Origin of the sequence: uncultured Stenotrophomonas sp. (genome assembly GCF_963519125.1) — a bacterium.
Taxonomy (GTDB): domain Bacteria; phylum Pseudomonadota; class Gammaproteobacteria; order Xanthomonadales; family Xanthomonadaceae; genus Stenotrophomonas.
In genome coordinates this window covers 13,394-33,383 of sequence record NZ_CAUQLJ010000013.1, presented here as the reverse complement: position 1 = coordinate 33,383, position 19,990 = coordinate 13,394, and the positions used below count along the sequence as shown (strand labels likewise).

The 19,990-nt window shown below is 65.1% G+C and carries 23 protein-coding genes; 7 read left to right on the top strand and 16 right to left on the bottom strand.

The features are described from left to right. Window positions 1-16: 16 nt before the first annotated feature. Together RYM47_RS12630 and RYM47_RS12625 are read right to left on the bottom strand one after the other, a co-directional pair. Window positions 17-766: an SDR family oxidoreductase gene (locus RYM47_RS12630; protein WP_315388350.1), complete on the bottom strand. Its 750-nt coding sequence runs from the start codon at window positions 764-766 to the stop codon at window positions 17-19. 99 nt (window positions 767-865) lie between these two features. Then, the gene (locus RYM47_RS12625) at window positions 866-2,320 is read right to left on the bottom strand and encodes a PLP-dependent aminotransferase family protein (protein ID WP_315388349.1); all 1,455 of its coding nucleotides are present in this window, start codon (window positions 2,318-2,320) and stop codon (window positions 866-868) included. A 60-nt stretch (window positions 2,321-2,380) separates the two neighbouring features. Here RYM47_RS12625 and RYM47_RS12620 point away from each other — a divergent pair, with 60 nt between their 5' ends. Continuing rightward, window positions 2,381-3,049 carry a hypothetical protein gene (locus RYM47_RS12620; RefSeq protein WP_315388347.1) on the top strand — a complete coding sequence of 223 codons (669 nt, stop codon included), beginning with the start codon at window positions 2,381-2,383 and terminating at the stop codon, window positions 3,047-3,049. Here RYM47_RS12620 and RYM47_RS12615 read toward each other — a convergent pair. From RYM47_RS12615 to RYM47_RS12600, 4 genes are read right to left on the bottom strand one after another with little or no spacing between them, the layout of a single operon-like run. Beyond that, window positions 3,004-4,770 carry a hypothetical protein gene (locus RYM47_RS12615; RefSeq protein ID WP_315388345.1) on the bottom strand — a complete coding sequence of 589 codons (1,767 nt, stop codon included), beginning with the start codon at window positions 4,768-4,770 and terminating at the stop codon, window positions 3,004-3,006. The two genes, RYM47_RS12620 and RYM47_RS12615, sit on opposite strands and share 46 nt — an antisense overlap. A gap of 1 nt (window position 4,771) precedes the next feature. Then, entirely contained in the window at window positions 4,772-5,803 is a 1,032-nt protein-coding gene (gene cobS / locus RYM47_RS12610) for a cobaltochelatase subunit CobS (protein WP_315388344.1), read from the bottom strand. Further along, entirely contained in the window at window positions 5,757-6,374 is a 618-nt protein-coding gene (gene ureG / locus RYM47_RS12605; RefSeq protein WP_315388342.1) for an urease accessory protein UreG, read from the bottom strand. The genes cobS and ureG overlap by 47 nt, the downstream gene beginning before the upstream one ends. Beyond that, window positions 6,371-6,844, bottom strand: coding sequence for an urease accessory protein UreE (locus tag RYM47_RS12600; protein WP_315388341.1), 474 nt, complete (start codon window positions 6,842-6,844; stop codon window positions 6,371-6,373). The genes ureG and RYM47_RS12600 overlap by 4 nt, the downstream gene beginning before the upstream one ends. Before the next feature lie 97 nt (window positions 6,845-6,941). Between RYM47_RS12600 and RYM47_RS12595 the strand changes: the two genes are divergently transcribed. From RYM47_RS12595 to RYM47_RS12575, 5 genes are read left to right on the top strand one after another with little or no spacing between them, the layout of a single operon-like run. Beyond that, window positions 6,942-7,769, top strand: a complete 828-nt coding sequence (locus RYM47_RS12595) for an urease accessory protein UreD (RefSeq protein WP_315388340.1) — start codon at window positions 6,942-6,944, stop codon at window positions 7,767-7,769. 22 nt (window positions 7,770-7,791) lie between these two features. Next, entirely contained in the window at window positions 7,792-8,094 is a 303-nt protein-coding gene (gene ureA / locus RYM47_RS12590) for an urease subunit gamma (RefSeq protein WP_315388339.1), read from the top strand. Window positions 8,095-8,104: 10 nt separating this feature from the next. Continuing rightward, window positions 8,105-8,410, top strand: a complete 306-nt coding sequence (locus RYM47_RS12585) for an urease subunit beta (protein WP_315388338.1) — start codon at window positions 8,105-8,107, stop codon at window positions 8,408-8,410. Window positions 8,411-8,420: 10 nt separating this feature from the next. Continuing rightward, entirely contained in the window at window positions 8,421-10,124 is a 1,704-nt protein-coding gene (gene ureC, locus RYM47_RS12580; RefSeq protein ID WP_315388337.1) for an urease subunit alpha, read from the top strand. Between the two features lie 9 nt (window positions 10,125-10,133). Continuing rightward, window positions 10,134-11,135, top strand: coding sequence for an urea transporter (locus RYM47_RS12575; protein ID WP_315388335.1), 1,002 nt, complete (start codon window positions 10,134-10,136; stop codon window positions 11,133-11,135). On the opposite strand, the gene RYM47_RS12570 is transcribed toward RYM47_RS12575, so the two are convergent. From RYM47_RS12570 to RYM47_RS12560, 3 genes are read right to left on the bottom strand one after another with little or no spacing between them, the layout of a single operon-like run. Continuing rightward, the gene (locus RYM47_RS12570) at window positions 11,136-11,819 is read right to left on the bottom strand and encodes an urease accessory UreF family protein (protein WP_315388333.1); all 684 of its coding nucleotides are present in this window, start codon (window positions 11,817-11,819) and stop codon (window positions 11,136-11,138) included. Window positions 11,820-11,834: 15 nt separating this feature from the next. Beyond that, on the bottom strand, window positions 11,835-12,428 hold the full coding sequence (locus RYM47_RS12565) for a HupE/UreJ family protein (RefSeq protein WP_315388332.1): 594 nt from the start codon (window positions 12,426-12,428) through the stop codon (window positions 11,835-11,837). 34 nt (window positions 12,429-12,462) lie between these two features. Beyond that, a complete protein-coding gene (locus RYM47_RS12560; protein ID WP_315388330.1) occupies window positions 12,463-13,902 on the bottom strand; it encodes an SLC13 family permease in 1,440 nt (479 codons plus the stop codon). Window positions 13,903-14,067: 165 nt separating this feature from the next. Between RYM47_RS12560 and RYM47_RS12555 the strand changes: the two genes are divergently transcribed. Next, the gene (locus RYM47_RS12555; RefSeq protein WP_315388329.1) at window positions 14,068-14,325 is read left to right on the top strand and encodes a DUF333 domain-containing protein; all 258 of its coding nucleotides are present in this window, start codon (window positions 14,068-14,070) and stop codon (window positions 14,323-14,325) included. A gap of 11 nt (window positions 14,326-14,336) precedes the next feature. Here RYM47_RS12555 and RYM47_RS12550 read toward each other — a convergent pair whose 3' ends face one another. The 7 genes from RYM47_RS12550 to exbB form a co-directional block, all read right to left on the bottom strand. Continuing rightward, window positions 14,337-15,428: a PA0069 family radical SAM protein gene (locus tag RYM47_RS12550; protein ID WP_315388328.1), complete on the bottom strand. Its 1,092-nt coding sequence runs from the start codon at window positions 15,426-15,428 to the stop codon at window positions 14,337-14,339. Window positions 15,429-15,625: 197 nt separating this feature from the next. Beyond that, a complete protein-coding gene (locus tag RYM47_RS12545) occupies window positions 15,626-16,369 on the bottom strand; it encodes a pyridoxine 5'-phosphate synthase (RefSeq protein WP_315388327.1) in 744 nt (247 codons plus the stop codon). Beyond that, window positions 16,366-16,644 (bottom strand): hypothetical protein, encoded by a 279-nt coding sequence (locus RYM47_RS12540; RefSeq protein WP_315388325.1) that lies wholly within the window; start codon window positions 16,642-16,644, stop codon window positions 16,366-16,368. Before RYM47_RS12540 ends, RYM47_RS12545 begins: the two co-directional genes overlap by 4 nt. A gap of 67 nt (window positions 16,645-16,711) precedes the next feature. After that, entirely contained in the window at window positions 16,712-18,181 is a 1,470-nt protein-coding gene (gene cls, locus RYM47_RS12535; RefSeq protein ID WP_315388323.1) for a cardiolipin synthase, read from the bottom strand. 101 nt (window positions 18,182-18,282) lie between these two features. Continuing rightward, window positions 18,283-18,699: a biopolymer transporter ExbD gene (locus RYM47_RS12530; protein WP_102947117.1), complete on the bottom strand. Its 417-nt coding sequence runs from the start codon at window positions 18,697-18,699 to the stop codon at window positions 18,283-18,285. Between the two features lie 3 nt (window positions 18,700-18,702). Next, the gene (locus tag RYM47_RS12525; protein WP_005411739.1) at window positions 18,703-19,128 is read right to left on the bottom strand and encodes a biopolymer transporter ExbD; all 426 of its coding nucleotides are present in this window, start codon (window positions 19,126-19,128) and stop codon (window positions 18,703-18,705) included. 62 nt (window positions 19,129-19,190) lie between these two features. After that, a complete protein-coding gene (exbB, locus tag RYM47_RS12520) occupies window positions 19,191-19,952 on the bottom strand; it encodes a TonB-system energizer ExbB (protein WP_004132614.1) in 762 nt (253 codons plus the stop codon). Window positions 19,953-19,990: the final 38 nt, after the last annotated feature.

Sequence of the window (19,990 nt, the reverse complement as noted above, 5' to 3'; positions counted from 1 at the left end):
GGGAAATCTGACGTGCCTACAGCACCGACATCCCACCATCCACGCGCAGCACCACGCCGTTGACGAAGCTGCCCGCGTCCGATGCCAGGAACAGTGCGGCGCTTGCCAGTTCATCCGGCTCGCCCAACCGGCCCAGCGGGATGGCGCTTGCCACCTGCTGTTCGAAATCACCGCGCTGTTCGGGCGGAATGCCGAGCTTGTCCAGGATGGGCGTGTTGACCGGGCCCGGGCTGAGCACGTTGACGCGGATGCGGCGTGCGCGGAACTCGACCATCCAGCTGCGCGCGAAGGCTTCGATGGCGGCCTTGGAACCTGCGTACACGGCGTGCCCGTCCAGCACTTTCTGACTGGCGATCGAGCTGGTGATGATGATGGCGCCGCCGTCGCGCATGATCGGCGCAATGTTCTGCACGCCGAAGAACACGCCACGCGTGTTGGCGCTGAACTGGGCATCGAATTCTTCGGGACTGACGCGGGCCGACTCGTTGATGGTGTTCAGGCCAGCGTTGGCCATGTAGATGTCCAGGCCGCCAAGGCGTTGCTTCAGCTCGGCCGCCACAGCGTCGTGGTGGGCGATATCGGCGACGTCTCCAACAAGACCCGTGGCCGCACTGCCGATGGAGGCCACTGCAGCGTCTACGATGTCTTTGCGTCGCCCGGTGATGATGACCTTGGCGCCCTGTGCTGCGAAAAGCCTGGCAGTCGCCAGTCCAATGCCGCTGCTGCCGCCGGTGATGAGAGCGGTTTTGCCATGGAGGGTCTGCATGGTGTGTCCGGAACGTGGGGGTTCCGGGCACGATAGGCAGGCGCGCGGACGTACGGTAGACAGTGGACGGGAAACGTCGTGTTGAGTGCGGTGAACCAATCAGAGAATCACTACCTGTGCGCCATGCCTACGCGCCGATGGCCGTGACGGGGCGTTGGACCAGATCCCAGCGATGCGCCGCACGGCTTCGATAAGGTCCGCCTCGGGCCGCACGAAGGGGATGCGCAGCCACTGGTCGCCGCCGCCTTCCACGCTGAACATCGGGCCAGGCGGGATGTGTACGCCGGCGGCTTCCAGACGGGTCGCAAACTGGGTGGCACTGACGGCCGTCGGCAACTGCAACCACAGGGTCATGCCGCCCTGTGGAAGGCGGAAGCGCCACTCCGGCAGGTGTTCGCGCATGGCGTTGGCCAGCGCATCGCGGCGCTCGCGCAGCTGGCTGCGGCGGACGTCCAGCAACGTTTCGTCCTGCAGCAGTTCGGTCACCACCAGCTGGTCGAACAGGGCAGTGCCCAGATCCAGCTGCAGTCGCGCCTTGATGAGGGTGTCCATCATTCCCTGCGGCGCGCGGATCCAGCCCACGCGCAGACCACTCCAGTAAAGCTTGGACACGCTGCCCAACGTGATCGTCTCCGGGGCGTGCGCGGCGAACGGCAGCGGCATTGGCGTGTCGGTGAGCGACAGTGCCTGCAGCGATTCGTCGACGATGGGCACGGTGCGCGTGGCCCGCAGCGCGGCGGCGTAGCGTGCGCGCTGGTCGTCGCGCATCATGAAGCCGGTGGGATTCTGGAAGTCGGGAATGAGGTACGCCAGGTGCGGCCGGGTCTGGGTAAGGGTGGCGGCGACGCCGTCCAGGTCCCAGCCTTCTTCGCCCAGCGCGTCGCCCATGGGAGAGGCCACCAGCCGCGCGCCGCCCAGCCGAAGCGCTTCGATGACGTTGGGGTACACCGGCGATTCGATCATCACCCGGTCGCCGGGGCGCGACAGCGCCCGCGCCACCACGGCGGTGGCGGCCAGTGCGCCCGAGCACACCATGATCTGGTCGGGATCGGTGGGCAGCCCGCGTTGGGCGAACTGGTGCGCGATCAGGGCGCGCAACGCCGGCAGGCCGGTGGGACGATAGCCATCACTGCCGAAATACCCTGGCAGTCGCTCCATCGCTCGCTGATAGGCGGCGCCTATGCCAGGGATGGCCGTGGTGGAAGCGCAGGTGAGGTCGATGCTGCCTTCCGTGTCGTGCGGGTTGGCGACCGAACGCAGTGCATGGTCGTGCGCGCGGCGGCGGTCAGCAGGCACTGCGGCGAACGTGCCGGCGCCGTGTCGGGTGCTGGCGAAGCCGGCAGCGACGAGGTCGGCATAGGCACGCGTGACCGTGTTGCGGGACACGCCAAGCTGCACGGAGACAGCCCGCTCGCTCGGCAGCCGGGTGTCGAGCGGAATGCGACCGTCACCAATGAGTTCCTGCAGGACCTGGCGCAGTCCGCGATAGGCGGGCTTGCGTGGGAACTGGCCGACCAGAGTGGCCAGGTGCTGGGGAGTCAGGGCGCGATTCATGGGGCCACTATGGCTCAACTGGCTCTACGTGGAAGTGCCACTGGTGCGGATACTGGCCCCATGAACCTGAATACCTCTCCGCTCGGACTGGCCAACCTCGGCCCTCTCGATCAACTCCGTGCCGGCCGCCTGCCCGAACGCCTGGTGCGGCTGCTGGTCGGGCTGTACCTGTATGGCATTTCCAACGCGCTGCTGATGCGCAGCACGCTGGGCGGATCTCCGTGGGTGGTGTTCCACGAGGGTGCCGCGCGGCATCTGCCGCTGTCGCTGGGCACGATCATGGTGCTGGTAGCGCTGGGGGTGCTGCTGCTGTGGATTCCGCTGCGGCAGATGCCCGGGCTGGGCACGCTGGCCAACACCTTGTTGCTGGGGCCATTCACCGACATCAACCTGCACCTGTTCGACCCTCCCGAAGGCTTGGGCCTGCGTTGGCTCTATCTGCTTGCCGGCGTGGTGATGTGCGCTATCGCAACCGCGTTGTACGTTGGCGCGCAGCTGGGCCCCGGTCCGCGCGACGGCCTGATGACCGGCTTTGCCCGCCGTGCGGGCTGGTCCATCCAGCGGGTCCGCACCTGCATCGAACTGGTAGTGCTGGCGCTGGGCTTCGCGCTGGGTGGCATCGCCGGGGTTGGGACGGTGGTGTTCGCGTTGTGCGTCGGGCCGATCACGCAGTTCTTCATGCGTTACCTGGTGCTGCGGCTGGATGTGGCGCCAACGTCGGCGCCGTGATGCTGCCCTGCAGGGCGGCCGACAAGCAGCCCGCCCAGCTCATCCGTCAGCGCACCCGCCAGTTGCTCGGGCTCGCTGATGGCTACGGCACGTGGGTAGTACCTGCCAGCGTTATGGCCCATGCCTATCGCCACCAGCTCCACCGGAGAGTGCTTCCCGATCATGCCGATCACCGCCCGGAGGTGGCGCTCAAGATAGTCGCGTGGATTTGCTGATAGCGTGGCGTCGTCGGCGGGCGCGCCATCGGAAATGACCATGAGAAGTCGGCGCTGCTCCGGCCGGGTGAGCAGGCGTTGGTGTGCCCATAGCAGCGCTTCGCCGTCAATGTTCTCTTTGAGCAGCTCGTTGCATAGCATCAGGCCGAGGCTGCCTCTCGCACGGCGCAGAGGCTGTTGCGCGGATTTGTAGATGATGTGGCGGGTCTGGTTCAATCGGCCAGGAGCAGGGGGCCTTCCCGCCTTCAACCACTTCTCCCGGGACTGTCCACCGTTCCAGGTCCCTGTGGTGAAGCCCAGGATCTCAACGGTGACACCGCAGCGCTCAAGCGTGGCAGCAAGGATGTCGCAACACACGGCAGCCACCGCGATGGGGCGGCCGTGCATGGAGCCGGAGTTGTCGATCAGCAGGGTGACCGCAGTATCGAGGAAGCGGCTCTCGCGCTCCCGTTTGAACGTCAGCGCCTGCGTGGGGTCGATGATGATGCGCGCAAGCCGGCCAGTGTCCAGCTCACCCTCCTCGAGGTCGAATGCCCAACTGCGCTGTTGCCGCGCCATCAGATGCCGCTGGAGGCGAGCGGCCAGCCGACCCACGGTGACGCGCTGGGCGGCGCGATGTCGGTCGAGCACGCCGCGTAGCCGCTGCAGCTGCTGCGGGCTGCGGAGTTCGCGCGCGTTGGCGACCTGATCGAACTCGGTGGTGAAGGCGCGATACCCGGTTGCGGCACCCGCCATTGCATCCGCCGCGCGCAGGCGTGCCGGATGCAACGGAGGGTCATCGCACCCGTCCAGGCCCTCAAGCGCATCTGCAACAGCGGGTTCTGCGAGGCCAGACGCCTCGACGGTGTGGTCATGCTGTTCGTCATGCTCCGCCTCGGTCTGGCCAGCGTCGTCTGCGCCTTTGTCTGTCGTGTGAACCAAGGGCGCGCGAATGACCTGCGCGTCCGGCAACACCTCCACTGCCAGTCCAGCAAGATGCGCCGTGACGAGGCGTGCGTAGGCTGCCTGCTCGTGCAGAACAACGGGAAGTTCCTGCAGTATCGTTCCGAACTGGATCTGCACCCACTCACCGTACCTGGCAAGTACCCGCGCGCCGCTCTCGGGCGTCGGTTCGCCGGTAAGTCGCGTTCGCGCGAACAGCGCAAGTGCTGTTGCTGCGTCAGCCTCGCGCTCGGCCAACGTATGCTCCAGTGCGGCGGCCAGGTTGCGGGCAACGCCGCGCATGCGAAGCGTGCCCAGGGCTTCAATGCGAACGTCTTCCAATGCGTCGTACAGCACGCGCGCCTGCGGACTGTTCGGCGCAAAGGCCTCGTGAATGCGCGCGTCGTGGTGCGCACGGCGCAGCGCACGGGCATCGCTCATGCCGCGTGCTACAGCAACCCGGCTCAATGCCACGCCGCTACGCGAATATGATTCTTCAACACCCCGCTGCCCTGCAAGGGCTCGTGAGCATGCGTCCAAGGCGCGCCGGACAGCCTCTTGGGAAGATCCCCGGCGTGCGTTCATCTTACGGCTGCTGCAGGTTGGCCACCGACTCCGGCAGTTCATCGCCGAAGACGCGCTGATAGAACTCCGCCACGATGCCGCGCTCCAGTTCGTCGCATCTGTTGAGGAAGGTGAGCTGGAAGGCAAACGCGGTATCGCCGAAGATCTCCGTGTTCTCGGCCCAGGTGATGACCGTGCGCGGGCTCATTACCGTGGCAATGTCACCATTGCCAAACGCGGCGCGGGTGAGGTTCGCAACCTGCACCATCCGCACGACTGTCTCGCGCCCTGCGTCATTGCGGTAATGGCTGGCCTTGGCCAGCACGATCGCCACTTCATCGTCCTGCGCCAGATAGTTGAGCGTGGCGACGATGGACCAGCGGTCCATCTGCGCCTGGTTGATCTGCTGCGTACCGTGGTACAGGCCGGTGCTGTCGCCGAGACCCACGGTGTTGGCGGTAGCGAACAGGCGGAACGCAGGATGCGGGAGCAGCACGCGCGCCTGGTCAAGCAGCGTAAGCCGGCTGGACGACTCCAGCACGCGCTGGATGACGAACATGACGTCCGGCCGGCCGGCGTCGTACTCGTCGAGTACCAGCGCCACGTTGTTCTGGTAGGCCCACGGCAGGATCCCATCTCGGAACTCGGTGACCTGCCGACCGTCGCGGACCACGATGGCATCCTTGCCGATCAGATCGATGCGACTGACATGACTGTCCAGGTTGATGCGCACGCACGGCCAGTTGAGCCGCGCCGCAACCTGCTCGATATGCGTGGACTTGCCAGTACCGTGGTAGCCCGAAACCATCACCCGGCGCCGATGGGCGAAGCCGGCGAGGATGGCCAGGGTGGTTTCACGATGGAACACGTAGTCCGGATCGATCTCCGGAACGTGCACGTCCGCCGTCGCGTAGGCAGGCACACGCATGCGGCTGTCGAAGCCGAACACCTGCGCCACCTCGACCGCGGTATCGGGCAGCGCGGTCGCGTTGCCCGGCGTCGCCGCGTCAGGCGTTGAGCCCGCCGTTTTCCATGATGAAGTCGACGATTTCATCCAGGCCTTTTCCTCTCGACAGGTCCGTAAATCCGAACGGACGGTTGCCGCGCATTTTCAGCGCGTCGCGCTGCATTACCTCGAGATCCACATCCACGTACGGCGCCAGGTCGCTCTTGTTGATGACCAGGAAATCCGACTTGGTGATGCCGGGACCGCCCTTGCGTGGAATCTCCTCGCCCTGGCAGACCGAGATGACATAGAGGGTGAGGTCGGCCAGGTCCGGCGAGAACGTCGCGGCCAGGTTGTCGCCACCGGATTCGATGAACACTACGTCCAGATCGGGGAACGCCCGGTTCATTTCGGCGATGGCCTGCAGATTGATCGAGGCATCCTCGCGGATCGCGGTATGTGGACAGCCACCGGTTTCCACCGCCATGATCCGGTCTTCGGACAGCGCCTGGCGACGCGCCAGGATCATCGCGTCTTCCTTGGTGTAGATGTCGTTGGTGATCACCGCAATCGAGAGGCGATCACGCAGCGCCTTGCACAGTTTCTCGGTCAGCGTGGTTTTGCCGGAGCCGACCGGCCCGCCGATGCCGATGCGCAGGGGACCATGTTGTGAGCTCATGGGGTATGTCCGTGCGAATGCGAGTGTTGATGGCTGTACGCGCCTCGCGCCGGACTGAACGGCTCATTGACCTCGCGCACCACCGCACCCAGGCCTTCCAGCATGGCGGTGATGACATGGTCACGCGCGATCAGGATGCGGTCGGGATAGATGGCAGCGGCGAGGTGCCGGTTGCCGATGTGCCATGCCAATTCAGTGAGGTGCAGCGGGGTCTTCGCGGTCACTTCCAGCAGTGCTTCTTCCGCAGCATGAATGTGGACGACGGTACCGTCTTCCAACAGCAGCTGCGCACCGGAGGCGAGCACCACCGGCTCAGGCAGGTCCAGAAGGATCTTCTCGCCGGTCGGCAATGTGAGTGCGCGCCTGCGCACATGGCGTTCGTCATAACTCAGTACCAGCGTCCCCAGAGAAACGCGGGGCAACCAGCCGGACTCGATGGAACCGTCTTCTACCGCGATGGCCTTAAGCATCTTTCACTCCGGCTGAACATGGCGGGTGTCCAATGAATCTACTCTAGCGCAGTCGATTCGAATGCGTCGTTGGCCTGCAAGTCACAGGGAGTCCTTGATGGCTGCGAACGATTGGCGTGGCAAGCTTGAGCTGTGGTTCGAGCACCAGGAAGGCAAGACCCGCCTCATGCGACGCCAGCATGTTGGGCCACTGGCTGTGCAGCGCGCGTTCTATCCAGAAACCGACGGATCCGCACATGTGTACATACTGCACCCACCCGGCGGCATTGCCGGTGGCGACCAGCTGGCGATCGATTGCCATCTGGCCGAGCAGGCGCGGACGGTGCTGACTACACCGGGCGCAACCAAGTTCTACCGCAGCGAAGAGCGCACCAGCACGCAGCAGGTTCGTATCGACGTCGCCGCGGGAGCGGTCTGTGAATACCTGCCCCAGGAGACCATCGTGTTTGCCGGTGCGAGTGCTTCCATGAAGACCCAGGCCGTGCTTGCGGCTGACGCGGTCTATATCGGCTGGGACTTCGTGAGCTTCGGTCGACCTGCTGCGGGCGAGCGCTTCGGCGCGGGCACTTTCAGGCAGAGCGTGGAGATCGTGCGTGCGGGTGAACCGATCTGGTTCGAACGCTTCTGCGTGTCCGGACCGGAGGCGGTGAAGGACCAGCCCTTCGTGCTGGCAGGCCAACCGATCATGGGCACGCTGGTGTACGCCGGACCGTCCATTGAAGACGCGGCCGCGCGCGTTCGCGACACGCTTGGCGACGATGCGCAGCACGTGTTCTCGGTGAGCGCGCTGGAGCGGGTGGTGGTCTGCCGTTATCTGGGCGACCACATGTCGCAGGCCAAGTCGCTGTTCCGCAGGGCGTGGCACGTGCTGCGTGAGGGCGGTATCGGCAAGGGCGGCGTCGCACCGCGCATCTGGGCGACCTGAAACAACCAACGAGAGCAGAGCCATGGACCTGTTGCCACGCGAGAAAGACAAGCTGCTGCTGTTCACTGCAGCGTTGGTGGCCGAACGCCGCAAGGCGCGTGGCGTGAAGCTCAACTACCCCGAGGCGGTGGCATTCATTTCCGCGGCGGTGGTGGAAGGCGCGCGCGACGGCAGGACGGTGGCCGATCTGATGTCCTATGGCGCCACGCTGCTGACCCGTAGCGACGTGATGGAAGGCGTGGCGGAGATGATCCACGACATCCAGGTGGAAGCCACGTTCCCCGACGGCACCAAGCTGGTCACCGTCCACAATCCGATCCCGTGAGGTGGTTGCCATGATTCCCGGAGAGTATTTCATCGAGGAAGGTTCGATCGAGCTCAACCAGGGCCGCGAGCGGCGCAGCCTGCAGGTGAGCAATTCCGGCGATCGTCCCATCCAGGTCGGCTCGCATTACCACTTCTTCGAAACCAATACCGCGCTGTTGTTCGACCGCGATCAGGCCCGTGGCTATCGGTTGAATATTCCGGCCGGCACCGCGGTGCGTTTCGAACCGGGCCAGGACCGCGTCGTGGAGCTGGTGGCGCTCGCCGGTGCGCGCGAGGTCTATGGGTTCAACGGCAGGATCATGGGCAAACTCTAGGAGCAGGCACATGGTTACCATCACGCGCGAAGCGTATGCGAATCTGTATGGCCCGACCAAGGGCGACCGTGTACGGCTGGCCGACACCGAGCTGATCATCGAGATCGAGGAAGACCGCACCATCTACGGTGAGGAGGTGATCTTCGGCGGTGGCAAGGTCATCCGCGACGGCATGGGCCAAGGCCAACGCCTGGCCAGCGAAGTGGCCGACGTGGTCATCACCAGCGTGATCATTCTCGACCACTGGGGCATCATCAAGGCCGACATCGGGATCAAGGATGGACGCATTTCCGGCATCGGCAAGGCCGGCAATCCCGACATCCAACCCGGCGTGGACATCGTGATCGGTCCAGGTACCGACGTCATCGCCGGCGAAGGCAACATCGTCACTGCCGGTGGCATCGACACCCATATCCACTTCATCTGCCCGCAGCAGGCCGACGAGGCACTGGCCAGCGGAACCACCACACTGGTGGGCGGCGGCACTGGCCCCACCGTGGGCACCCTGGCCACCACCGTGACGCCCGGACCCTGGGCAATCCATCGCATGCTGGAGGCAGCCGATGTGCTGCCGCTCAACATCGGCCTGCTGGGCAAGGGCAATGCGAGCCAGCCCGAACCGCTGCGTGAGCAGATCCGCGCGGGCGTGATCGGGCTGAAGCTGCATGAGGACTGGGGCACCACCCCGGCGACCATCGACAACTGTCTGACCGTGGCCGACGAGGAAGACATCCAGGTCGCCATCCACACCGATACGCTCAACGAGAGTGGCTTCGTGCGCGACAGCTTCGCCGCGATGAAAGGCCGCACCATCCACAGCTTCCACACCGAAGGTGCCGGTGGTGGCCACGCGCCGGACATCATCACCGCCGCCGGCGAGGAGAACATCCTGCCCTCGTCGACCAACCCGACCCGGCCATACACGATCAACACCGTGGACGAGCACCTGGACATGCTGATGGTGTGCCATCACCTCAGTTCCCAGGTACCCGAAGACGTGGCCTTTGCCGAGTCGCGGATCCGCCGCGAGACCATCGCCGCCGAAGACATCCTGCACGACATGGGCGTGTTCTCGATGATGTCCTCGGACTCGCAGGCGATGGGGCGCATTGGCGAAACCACGCTGCGCTGCTGGCAGACCGCGCACAAGATGAAGGTCCAGCGCGGACCACTGCCTGAGGACAACGCACGCAATGACAACTTCCGGGTCAAGCGCTACGTGGCCAAGTACACGATCAACCCGGCGATCACCCACGGCCTGGCGCACGAGGTGGGATCGGTCGAGGTCGGCAAGCGCGCCGACCTGGCGCTGTGGAAGACCGATTTCTTCGGGGTGAAACCCAAGGCCGTGCTTATTGGCGGCATGATCGCAGTGGCCCCGATGGGCGATCCGAATGCCTCCATCTCCACGCCGCAACCGGTGCATTACCGGCCCATGTATGCCGGCATGGGCCGTGCGGGCGCCTCCACCGGGGTCACGTTCGTGTCCCGGAGTGCGCTGGCCGATGGCATCGGCGAGAAGCTCAAGCTCAACAAGCACCTGGTGGCGGTCAAGGGCATCCGTTCGCTGCGCAAGAAGGACATGATCCACAACGGGTTGACCCCCAAGCTGGAAGTCGATCCGCAGAACTACCAGGTCCGCGTGGATGGCGAGCTCATCACCTGCGAACCGGTGGATGTGTTGCCCATGGCCCAGCGCTACTTCCTGTTCTAGGCCAGCGCGATGAACGTGGTCAGCTGGACACTGCGCGGGATCGGCCAGGTCGTGTTCCAGAACAATCCCTGGAGCGGCCTGGTCATCCTGTTGGGTATCGCGTTCAACTCGTGGATCTACGCGGCGATCTGCGTGGTCGGCGTGCTGGCCAGCACATTGACGGCGGTCGTCCTCAAGGCCGACCGCGGGCTGATCCGCGATGGGCTGTTCGGCTTCAACGGTGCGCTGGTGGCCCTGGCGCTGATTGCGTTCACCAGTGAGGACTTCCAGACCGGCGCGGTCCCGTCCTTTGCGATGTTCGTCTACCTGGTCTGTGGCGCGGCCATGAGCAGCATGGCCTTTGCCAGCCTGGCCGCACTGCTGGGCCCACACAAGGTCGCGCCGTTGACCATGCCGTTCGTGCTGATCGGCTGGCTGTTCCTGTTCGCGATCCTGAAGTTCGACGCGATCGAGGCTGGCCCGATGGCCAAGCCGGTGTCGCCGGATCAGTTCTCATACGTCGCACCGTATGTGCTGCCTACCTGGTACATGGGGATCGGCGCGTCGATAGGCCAGATCTTCTTCCAGGACAACTGGATCACCGGGTACATCATCCTGCTGGGCATTGCGCTGCATTCGCGCATAGCGGCGGGCATGTGCCTGCTGGGTGCCATCACGGGTACGGTGGTCGCCGCCCTGTTCGGTGGTCCGGAAGGGGCGATCCGCGATGGCCTGTTCGGCTACAACGCGGCGCTGACTGCGATGGCGCTCGGTGGCGTCTTCCTGGTGCTGACCTGGCGCAGCTTCTGCTACGCGCTGTTCGGCGCGGCGGTGTCTGCGTGGCTATGGGCGTCGGTGGCGATCTTCCTCAAACCCATCGGCATGCCGGTGCTGACCTCGTCGTTCGTGATCGTCACCTGGTTGATGCTGGTCGGGCAGTACGCGTTCAAGGCGCTGGTACCGGTGCCACCGGCGGAGTCAACCACGCCGGAAGACAACCGGCGGCGCCACGTCGCGCAGTCCCCCCGCTGATTACGAGCGGAACAACCGGCTGTACTGGGTTTCGTGCCACGCGCTCATCATCGCCAGCGCAGGGGAGACGTTGCCGACATCGTCGTCGCTTACAGTCATCGCCCGGCCAGCGGCGCGTTCGATGACCGGCATCGAGGCGATCAGGATGCGTTGGCCGGAGGTGTGTCCCAGCGGCACCAGCCGCATCGCGGCAGCGACCTGGGCTTCCACCACGCTCCATATCAGTCCACGCAGCGCCGTGGGTGGCGCAACATCCCAGTGCGCGCAGGCCAGCGCAAAGGACGCGGGGTAGGTGAGGCGCACGTTGGCAGGGTCGCTGGCTCGCTTCACGCCGAGGTCGATGAGCAGGCGCAGCAGCGACTCGGCCATGCGCCGGTCTTCCAGCTCGAGCTCTCTGCTCTCGCGCCCGGCGGCCAGCCACGCATTGGCTGATCGGAACGCTGCGTCGTCGTCCTGCTCCAGGGCGTGGGCCATGCGCCAGAACAGGGCGCCGTCGAGCAGCGCGTAGCTGTGCTCCAGAACGCCCAGTATCCAGCGGGACGCCGTGCCTTCATCGTGCACGACGCCGGCGTGCACGGCCGGCTCCAGGCCCCTCGAATAAGAGAAGCTGCCGACCGGCTGGCTGGGGCTGATCAGCCGCAGCAGGTGCAGGGGCAGTGCAGAGGAGGGATCGAAGCAGTCCACGTTCTGGAATCCGCTTCAGCCCACCATCATCAGCAGGCCCCATGCGGCGATGGCACCCCCCGCCACGCGAAGCGAGAGGCGGCCCGCTTTTGCGTTCATCAGGCGCCCGGCGCCCACGCCGAGGCCCAGGCCAACCGCATGCAGCACCACGGTCGCGAGCACGAACCCGGCGCCATAGGTGAGCATGTGTGCCCCGCCGATCTCCGCGCCATGCGCATAACCGTGGAAGAACCCGAAGAAGCCGGCGACTGCGGCGCCGAACAGCGGGGAGACCGGCAGCGCGAAGGCGATGGCCAGCCCGAGCACCGCCACCGAGGCGAGGATCACCGGCTCCACCAAGGGCAGCGACAGGCCGCCCACTGCAGCCAGGAAGCCCAGCACCATCACCCCCACGAACGCGGCAGGCACCGCGATCAGGCCGCGTTTGCCCAGGGTGCTCGCCCACAGACCCACTGCGACCATGGCCAGAATGTGGTCGACACCCAGGAAGGGATGCGCCAGCCCAGCAGCGAAGTCGCTGTGTGCGTGGTCGGTCGCGCTGACGTGCGCGAACGCGGGGAAGGCCAGCAGGAGCGATGTGGCCGCGAGGAACTTCACCAACGTTTTCATGACTGACTCTCCAGATACGGAAGCGAGGTTGGAATCAGAAGGAGCCGAAGGTGGCACCAAGGAAGAAGATCGCCACCAGCGAGATCAGCACGCCGACGATCACGGTCATGAACATGTCGAAGTAGCTGTTGGCGTGGGTTTGCTTGCTGATCTGCAGCAGCAGCAGTACCGTGCCGTTGTGCGGAAGTGCATCGAGCGTGCCGGCGCTCACCACGGTAAGCCGGTGCATCAACGCCGGATCGATGCCGTACTCGGCCGCCATCCGCATGTACTCGCTGCCCAGTGCGTTGAGGGCGATGGCCATGCCGCCCGAGGCCGTTCCGGTCAACGCGGCCAGCGAGTTCATCGCCACCACCAGCGATACCAAGGGTCCGCCCGGGATGTGCAGCACGGCGTCGCGCACCACTTCGAAAGTGGGCATGGCCGCGACCACCGCGCCGAAGCCGACCAGACTGGCGATGGTGAGAATGGGCAGTGCAGACGAATTGGCGCCGGCGTCCAGGCTCTCGCGCAGGGAAAGCAGGCGTTTGAAGTTCAGCACGATGGCGGTGAGATTGGCTGTTGCCAGCGCTATGAGCACTGCCCAGACGCCGATGGAAGCGTTGACGTCGATTCCCCATGGCGCGCTTTCCAGTGCGGAAAAGTCCACACGGGGCAGCACGATCAACGCCATCAGGAAGTTGACCACGATGACGACGACCAGCGGCATGACGGCCACGATGAAAGGAGGGTAGTCGTCCGTGCGTTTGCCGTGATCGAGTTCGGCCGGATCGAAGTCGCCGGCGTTGGTGGCCTGCTCGCGGGTCTTTTCCGGAATGACGATCTTGCCGTCGTCTTCGGTGTACGACTCGCCGGCGGTACGCGCCTTGGCTTCAGCTCGGTGCAGCCACCACATGCCGAACACCAGGGTGATGATCGAAGCCACGATGCCAAGGCCGGGGGCGGCAAAGGTGGTGGTGCCGAAGTACGGCATCGGGATGGCATTGTTGGTGGACGGGCTGCCCGGCATTGCCGACATGGTGAAGGTGAAGGCGCCCAGGCCGATCGCTGCCGGCATCAGCCGCGATGGAATGTTCGCAGCCCTGAACATCTCGCGGGTCATCGGCACCAGCACGAAGAACGCCACGAACACGCTGACACCGCCATAGGTGACCACCGCAGAGGCCAGCACCACGGCCAGCATGGTGCGCTTCACCCCGAGTTGCTTCGTCAGGTACTTCGCAATCGAGGTGATGGACCCGGTGTCGTCCATCAGCTTGCCGAAGATCCCGCCGAGCAGGAACAGCGGGAACCAGCGTATGACGAAGCTGCCGGCGCCGGACATGAAGGTGGTGGTCCAGTTGGCGAGCACTACTTCGCCGGAGAGGATCGCGGTAAGCAGCGCGGCGGCCGGCGCCAGCAACAGTACGCTCCAGCCCTTGTAGGCCAGCCACATCAACAGCGCCAGGGAAATCAGAATCGCGAGCAGACCCATACATGCACTCCCAAGGACGGACCCGCAGAGGCTGGATGGGGAAAGGATACCGCCGCAGCACCGGTGCATTCCGGCAGCCAGTAGATTTACTGGTAGGGCACAGGTCGTTCACGCAGACGACTCCAGACTGCAGCCAGCCGATGGCGGCCACACTGGAGAAGCGTCATGCGTAGCAATGTGATCGTGCTGGCGGTACTTGCCGTGGTCGGTATGGCGGGGTGTTCCCAGCAGAGCCAGGAAGTGCACGAGACCCAGGTGGGCATGGCCAACCCGGCTTCGGTGCACTGTGAAAAGGTCGGCGGAAAGGTGGAGATCGAGAAGGACGCACAGGGGAACCAGAAGGGCATCTGCCACCTGCCGGACGGCACCCGGATCGACGAATGGGAGCTGTTCCGTCGCGACCAGGCGCAGAAGCCCGGCTGATCCATGCGCGGCTAGAACAGAGATCCCTGTGGTGAAGCTTCACGCGGCGGCAGTGGCCGCACGAATTTCGTGCAGTCCAGTTTCGGCCAGTGGCTGTTCTGGGCGTCGAAACCCAGTCTTCTTCGCGCCAGCTTGAAACGATGCGAGAGCAGGTCGGCGTAGACACCTTCGCCGCGCATGCGGGTGCCGAACTCGCTGTTGTAGTCCTTGCCGCCACGCAGCTGGTTGATGGTGCTCATCACGTGTGCGGCGCGGTCGGGGTGGTGCGTGTCGAGCCAGTCGCGGAACAGCGGGGCGACTTCCAGTGGCAGGCGCAGCAGCACGTACCCGGCAGTGCTGGCGCCAGCGTCGCGCGCGGCTTCCAGCACCGCTTCCAGTTCGGCGTCGTTGATCCAGGGAATGACCGGGGCGACCATCACGCCGACAGGAATGCCGGCATCATGCAGGCGGCGCATGGCGCGCAGGCGCGCGTGCGGGGCGGAGGCGCGCGGCTCGAGCCGTGCCGAAAGATGCGGGTCGAGCGAGGTGACCGAGAAGTGCACGCTGACCAGGTTGTTTTCCGCCAGCGGCGCGAGCAGGTCGATGTCGCGCTCCACCAGCGCGTTCTTGGTGATCAGCGAGAACGGATGCTGGGTTTCCTGCATCACCTCGATGAGCTGGCGGGTCAGTTTGAGCTTGCGCTCGATCGGCTGGTACGCGTCGGTGTTGATGCCCAGCGCGATCGGTTGCGGGGTATACGCCGGGCGCGACAGTTCCTTGCGCAGCAGCTGCGGCGCGTTGGTCTTGGCGAACAGCTTGGTTTCGAAGTCCAGGCCCGGGGAGAGGTTGAGGAACGCGTGCGAGGGGCGGGCGAAGCAGTAGGAGCAGCCATGTTCGCAGCCGCGATAGGGATTCACCGATTGGCTGAAGCCTACGTCCGGGGACTTGTTGCGACTGATGATGCTGCGCGCGGTTTCGGCGCGGACTTCGGTCCGCAGGCGCGGGGCGGCGAATTCTTCGCCGGTGTCCGGTTCCCAGCCGTCGTCGATGGCCTCGCTGACGGTGACCTCGAAGCGGCCTGCGAGGTGCGTGGTGGAGCCCCGGCCTTTGATTGCGATACCCATGTGGGTCACAGGGTAGGGCTGAGGCGTCTCATTGATTGAGACGTCGGGGCGGTGGGAGGGGGCGGAAAGCGGGTGTTCATGGGTTAGTAGTATTACTAACCACAGGGGAGTTTGGAAGCGGATTCGTTGGGCTGGTTGGGTTCTGGATGAACCGGTTGGGGTTTCTCCCCATGGTTATCCACAGGAAGGAATTCTTCTCAAACCAACGCGAGATACCGCTTCACGGTGGCGTCCAGCCCGGCATACAGCGCCTCCCCGATCAGCGCGTGCCCGATCGAAACCTCCAGCACGTCCGGCACCGCCTGAAGGAAGTCCCGCAGGTTCTCCTGCGACAGATCGTGTCCTGCATTGACGCCCAGCCCGGCGGCCTGGGCCGTGCGGGCCGCCTCGGCGAACAGCGCCAGCATCACCGTCGCATCGCCCGCCGCGTGCGCCTCGGCGTACGGACCGGTGTAGAGCTCGATACGGTCGGCGCCGATCGCGGCTGCCTGGGCGATGTCCGGGTTGCCGGCGTCGACGAACAGGCTGACCCGGCACCCATACGACTTCAGCGCGGCAATCAGTGGCCGCAACCGTTCGGCGTCGCGGCCGAAGTCGAAGCCGTGGTCGGAGGTGAGCTGGCCGTCGCCGTCCGGCACCAGGGTGGCCTGGGCCGGGCGGGTCTGTTCGCAGAGCGGCAGCAGCCCGGGGTAGCCCGGGCGGGGCGGGGCGAACGGGTTGCCTTCGATGTTGAACTCCACGCCACGGGCGCGGGTGAGTGCCGACAGTGCAAGCACGTCCTCGGCGTGGATATGCCGGCGGTCCGGCCGCGGGTGCACGGTAATGCCGTGCGCACCGGCGTCCAGGCAGGCGGTTGCCGCCCGCACCACGTCCGGGTCGTGGCCGCCGCGCGAGTTGCGCAGGACGGCGATCTTGTTCACGTTGACGCTGAGCTGGGTCATGGGCGCGGGGGCAGGTCGTTCTGGTCGCGTTCGGCGTCGCGGCGGGCCTGGGCCTGCTCGCGCAGCCGGCGCAGTTCGGTAGGGTCGATGGCGTTGTACATCTCGCTGCCGGTATCGCGCTGGCCGCTGCCGAAGGTGGCGACATAGCGACCGCGGACCCAGGCCAGCAGGAACAGCAGGGCGCCGAACAGTGAAAGCATCATCAGCCCGGTCGAGGGCGTCTTGACGGCGAAGGCGAAGCAGCCGATCGCCAGCAGCATGAACAGCCAATACATTGTCATTCTCCCCGGTTGACCGCGCCAGTGTAGCGCCGCTGCACGGCGCGGTTCCACGTGGGGGCGCCTACAGCAGCGGCGAGGCCAGGCGGGCGAAGGCCTCGGGGACCCGGTGGAGCCACAGCGAGCGGCCACGGTCGTTGCGGACCGGGCTGGAAGCGGCGAACTCGGCGATGAGGATCTTCTCGAGTTCGGCCACGCACGCTTCGTTGCTGATCATCATCGAGAGCTCGAAGTTGAGCCGGAAGCTGCGGTGATCGAAGTTGGCGCTGCCGGCGATGCACACGTCGCGGTCGGCAATGAAGGCCTTGGTGTGCAGCATGCGCGGGCCGTACTCGTAGATCTTCACCCCAGCCTGCAGCAGCTCGTCGAAGTAGGAACGCGCGGCCTGGGTGACGAACCAGGAATCGCTCATCTTCGGTACCAGCAGGCGCACGTCCAGGCCACCCAGCGCGGCCGAGGTCAGCGCCATGCGCGCGGCTTCGCCCGGTACGAAGTACGGGGTGACCAGCCACACGCGTTCGCGCGCTTCGTGGATGGCTGCAACCTGCAGGCGATGGATGGTTTCCCACGAAGAATCCGGCCCGGACACCAGCACCTGCGTGGTGATCGTTCCATCCTGGCGCGTCGGCATGTCGTTGGGCCACAGCTGCGCGATGTTGAAGCGGTCCTTGGGCTCGCCGGTGGCGTAGATCCAGTCCTCGACGAACACCAGCTGCAGGCTGCGCACCACATGCCCGGCCAGGCGCATGTGCAGGTCGCGGTAGGCATTCGGGTTGCGGCTTTCGTCTTCCTCATCGGTGATGTTGATACCACCGGTGAACGCAACACGGCCGTCGATCACCACCAGCTTGCGGTGCGTGCGCATGTTCATCCATGGCCGCTTGAACGGCTTGAGGAGTTGCCGCGGGTGGAACCATGCCACTTCCGCGCCCGCCTCGAGCAGCGGTTTGAGGAAGCGCTTGCGGATCGACGACGAACCGACCGCGTCCAGCAGCAGGCGCACGCGTACACCGGCGCGGGCGCGTTCGACCAGTGCATCGCGCAACGCGGTGCCGGCATGGTCGGGGTTGAAAATGTAGTACTCCACATGGAGGTGGTCGCGTGCCTGTGCGACCGCCTTCAGCAGCGCGGCGTAGGTCTGCGCGCCGTCGACCAGCCATTCGACTTCGGTGGCCGAACTCGGCGCCAGCCCGGTGGTGGCCTGGCCGATCTTGGCCAGCTCGGTGCAGTCCGCATCCGGTGGACAGACGCTGTTGTAGTGCTCCATGCCCGAGCGTGCGCGACCGCGCCGCAGGCGCTGCCGCTTCACTTTCTGCGGGCCCAGCAGGTAATAGATGAAGAGGCCCAGGTAGGGCAGGGCGGCCAGCGACAGGATCCAGCTCAGCGTGGCCACCGGCTCGCGTTTCTGCAGCATGATCCAGCCGATCAGCCAAAGCAGGTACAACACGTAGGCTGCAATCATCCACGGACGCAGGTTGGGAATCGCGTCCATCCAGTGGAGCCAGTCGGCCAGTGCGGGGTAGGTAGGAAGCATGCGCGGATCATAGCCGGACGCGGGTGTCCGGTGCGCGCATAAAAAAAGCGCCCCTGTTTCCAGGGGCGCTTTCCAGTCGCGTCATGACTTGGTGTTGCGTATTACTGCTGCTGCTGGAACCCGATCTTCTTCATCTGCGCGTTCTTCGCGGCGGCCAGAACCTTGGCCATCACGTCGTACTCGGAGTCCGGGCTGGCGTCGATGCGCAGCTCGGGCTGGTTGGTCGGGTCACGCTGCACTTCCTGCTCCATGCGCTGCTGGAGTTCGCCCACTGCAACCGGGCTGTTGTTCCAGAACACCTGGTTGCTGGCGTCCACCCGCAGCTCGATCGGCGGCGGCGGCTCGACCAGCTGCGGCGGTGGGTTGAGCACGCGCTGCGGCAGGTCCACGGCGATCGGGTACGTCATGATCGGCGCGGTCACGATGAAGATGATCAGCAGAACCAGCATCACGTCCACGAGGGGCGTGACGTTGATGTCTGCCATGGGGCCCTTGCCACCACCACTACTGAATGCCATGGCTTATTGCCCCTTTTCTTTGGTCGCGACGAAGCCGACGTCCAGCATGCCCTGTTCCTGCGCGACCTTGGTCAGGTCGTTGATGACGCGCATCTTGGTGGTGCGGTCACCACGCAGGTTCAGCGGCGGCTGCGGGGTCTGCTGTGCGGCGGTCGCCAAGCGGGACTCGAGAGTCTGCTTGTTGATTTCTTCGTCGTTCCAGTAGATCGAGCCGTCTTCCTTGACTGCCAGCGTGATCGGTCCGGAACGCTTTTCAGCATCTTCCGGCTTCTGGATCAGGTTGGCTTCCGGCAGATCCACCTTGACCTTGTGGGACATCAGGGGCGCCGTGATGATGAAGATGATCAGCAGCACCAGCATCACGTCCACGAGGGGCGTAACGTTGATGTCGGCCATGGGGCCGCCGCTGTTACCACTACTGAAAGCCATAACGGGCTCCGTCTAGATCTTGGTGACTACTTACGTTCGTCGCTGGGTGACGCGCGCCGCAATTAGCGGACGCGCGAGCCGGTGGCGAAGAAGTCGTGCAGGTCGTGCGCGAAGGTATCGAACTTGCTGATGGTCGCGCTGTTGATCTTGCTGAAGAAGTTGAAGGCGAACACGGCCGGGATCGCGACGAACAGACCGATCGCGGTCATGATCAGCGCTTCACCCACCGGGCCGGCAACGGCGTCGATCGAAGCGGAGCCGGTGGCACCGATCTTGATCAGCGCGCCGTAGATGCCCCACACGGTACCCAGCAGACCGACGAACGGAGCGGTTGCACCGACGGTGGCCAGCAGGGTCATGCCCGACTGCAGCTTGTTGCTTTCGCGGGTCACGGCCTGACGCAGGGCGCGGTCGACGAACTCCGAACGGCTCAGGTTCTCACCCACGCCGCCGGTGGCGCCGCCTTCAGCGCGCTGGTGGTGGGCAGCCGCCTGGGCAGCGTCCAGGGCGATCTTCGAGAACGGCTCGGAAGCCGGCTGTTCTTCCATCGCACGGATGGCGTCCTGCGCGTTCGGGGTGTCCCAGAACAGGCTGACGACGCGATCGGCGGCGCTCTTCAGGCGGGTAGCACGGAAGATGTTGATGACGGTCCAGTACCAGGACATGGCCGACATGACGACCAGGGTCAGCAGCACGACCCAGGAAACCGCGAAATCACCCGGCTTGGTGGTCATTTCGTGGATCAGGTGCTCGAAGCCCATCTGCGACAGGGCGTTGGACGGATTGCCCCCGGCAGCAGCGGCGATGAAAATTTCCTGCAGCATGACGCTTACCTTTGTTGTGTGTGGTGATAAAGGGTGTA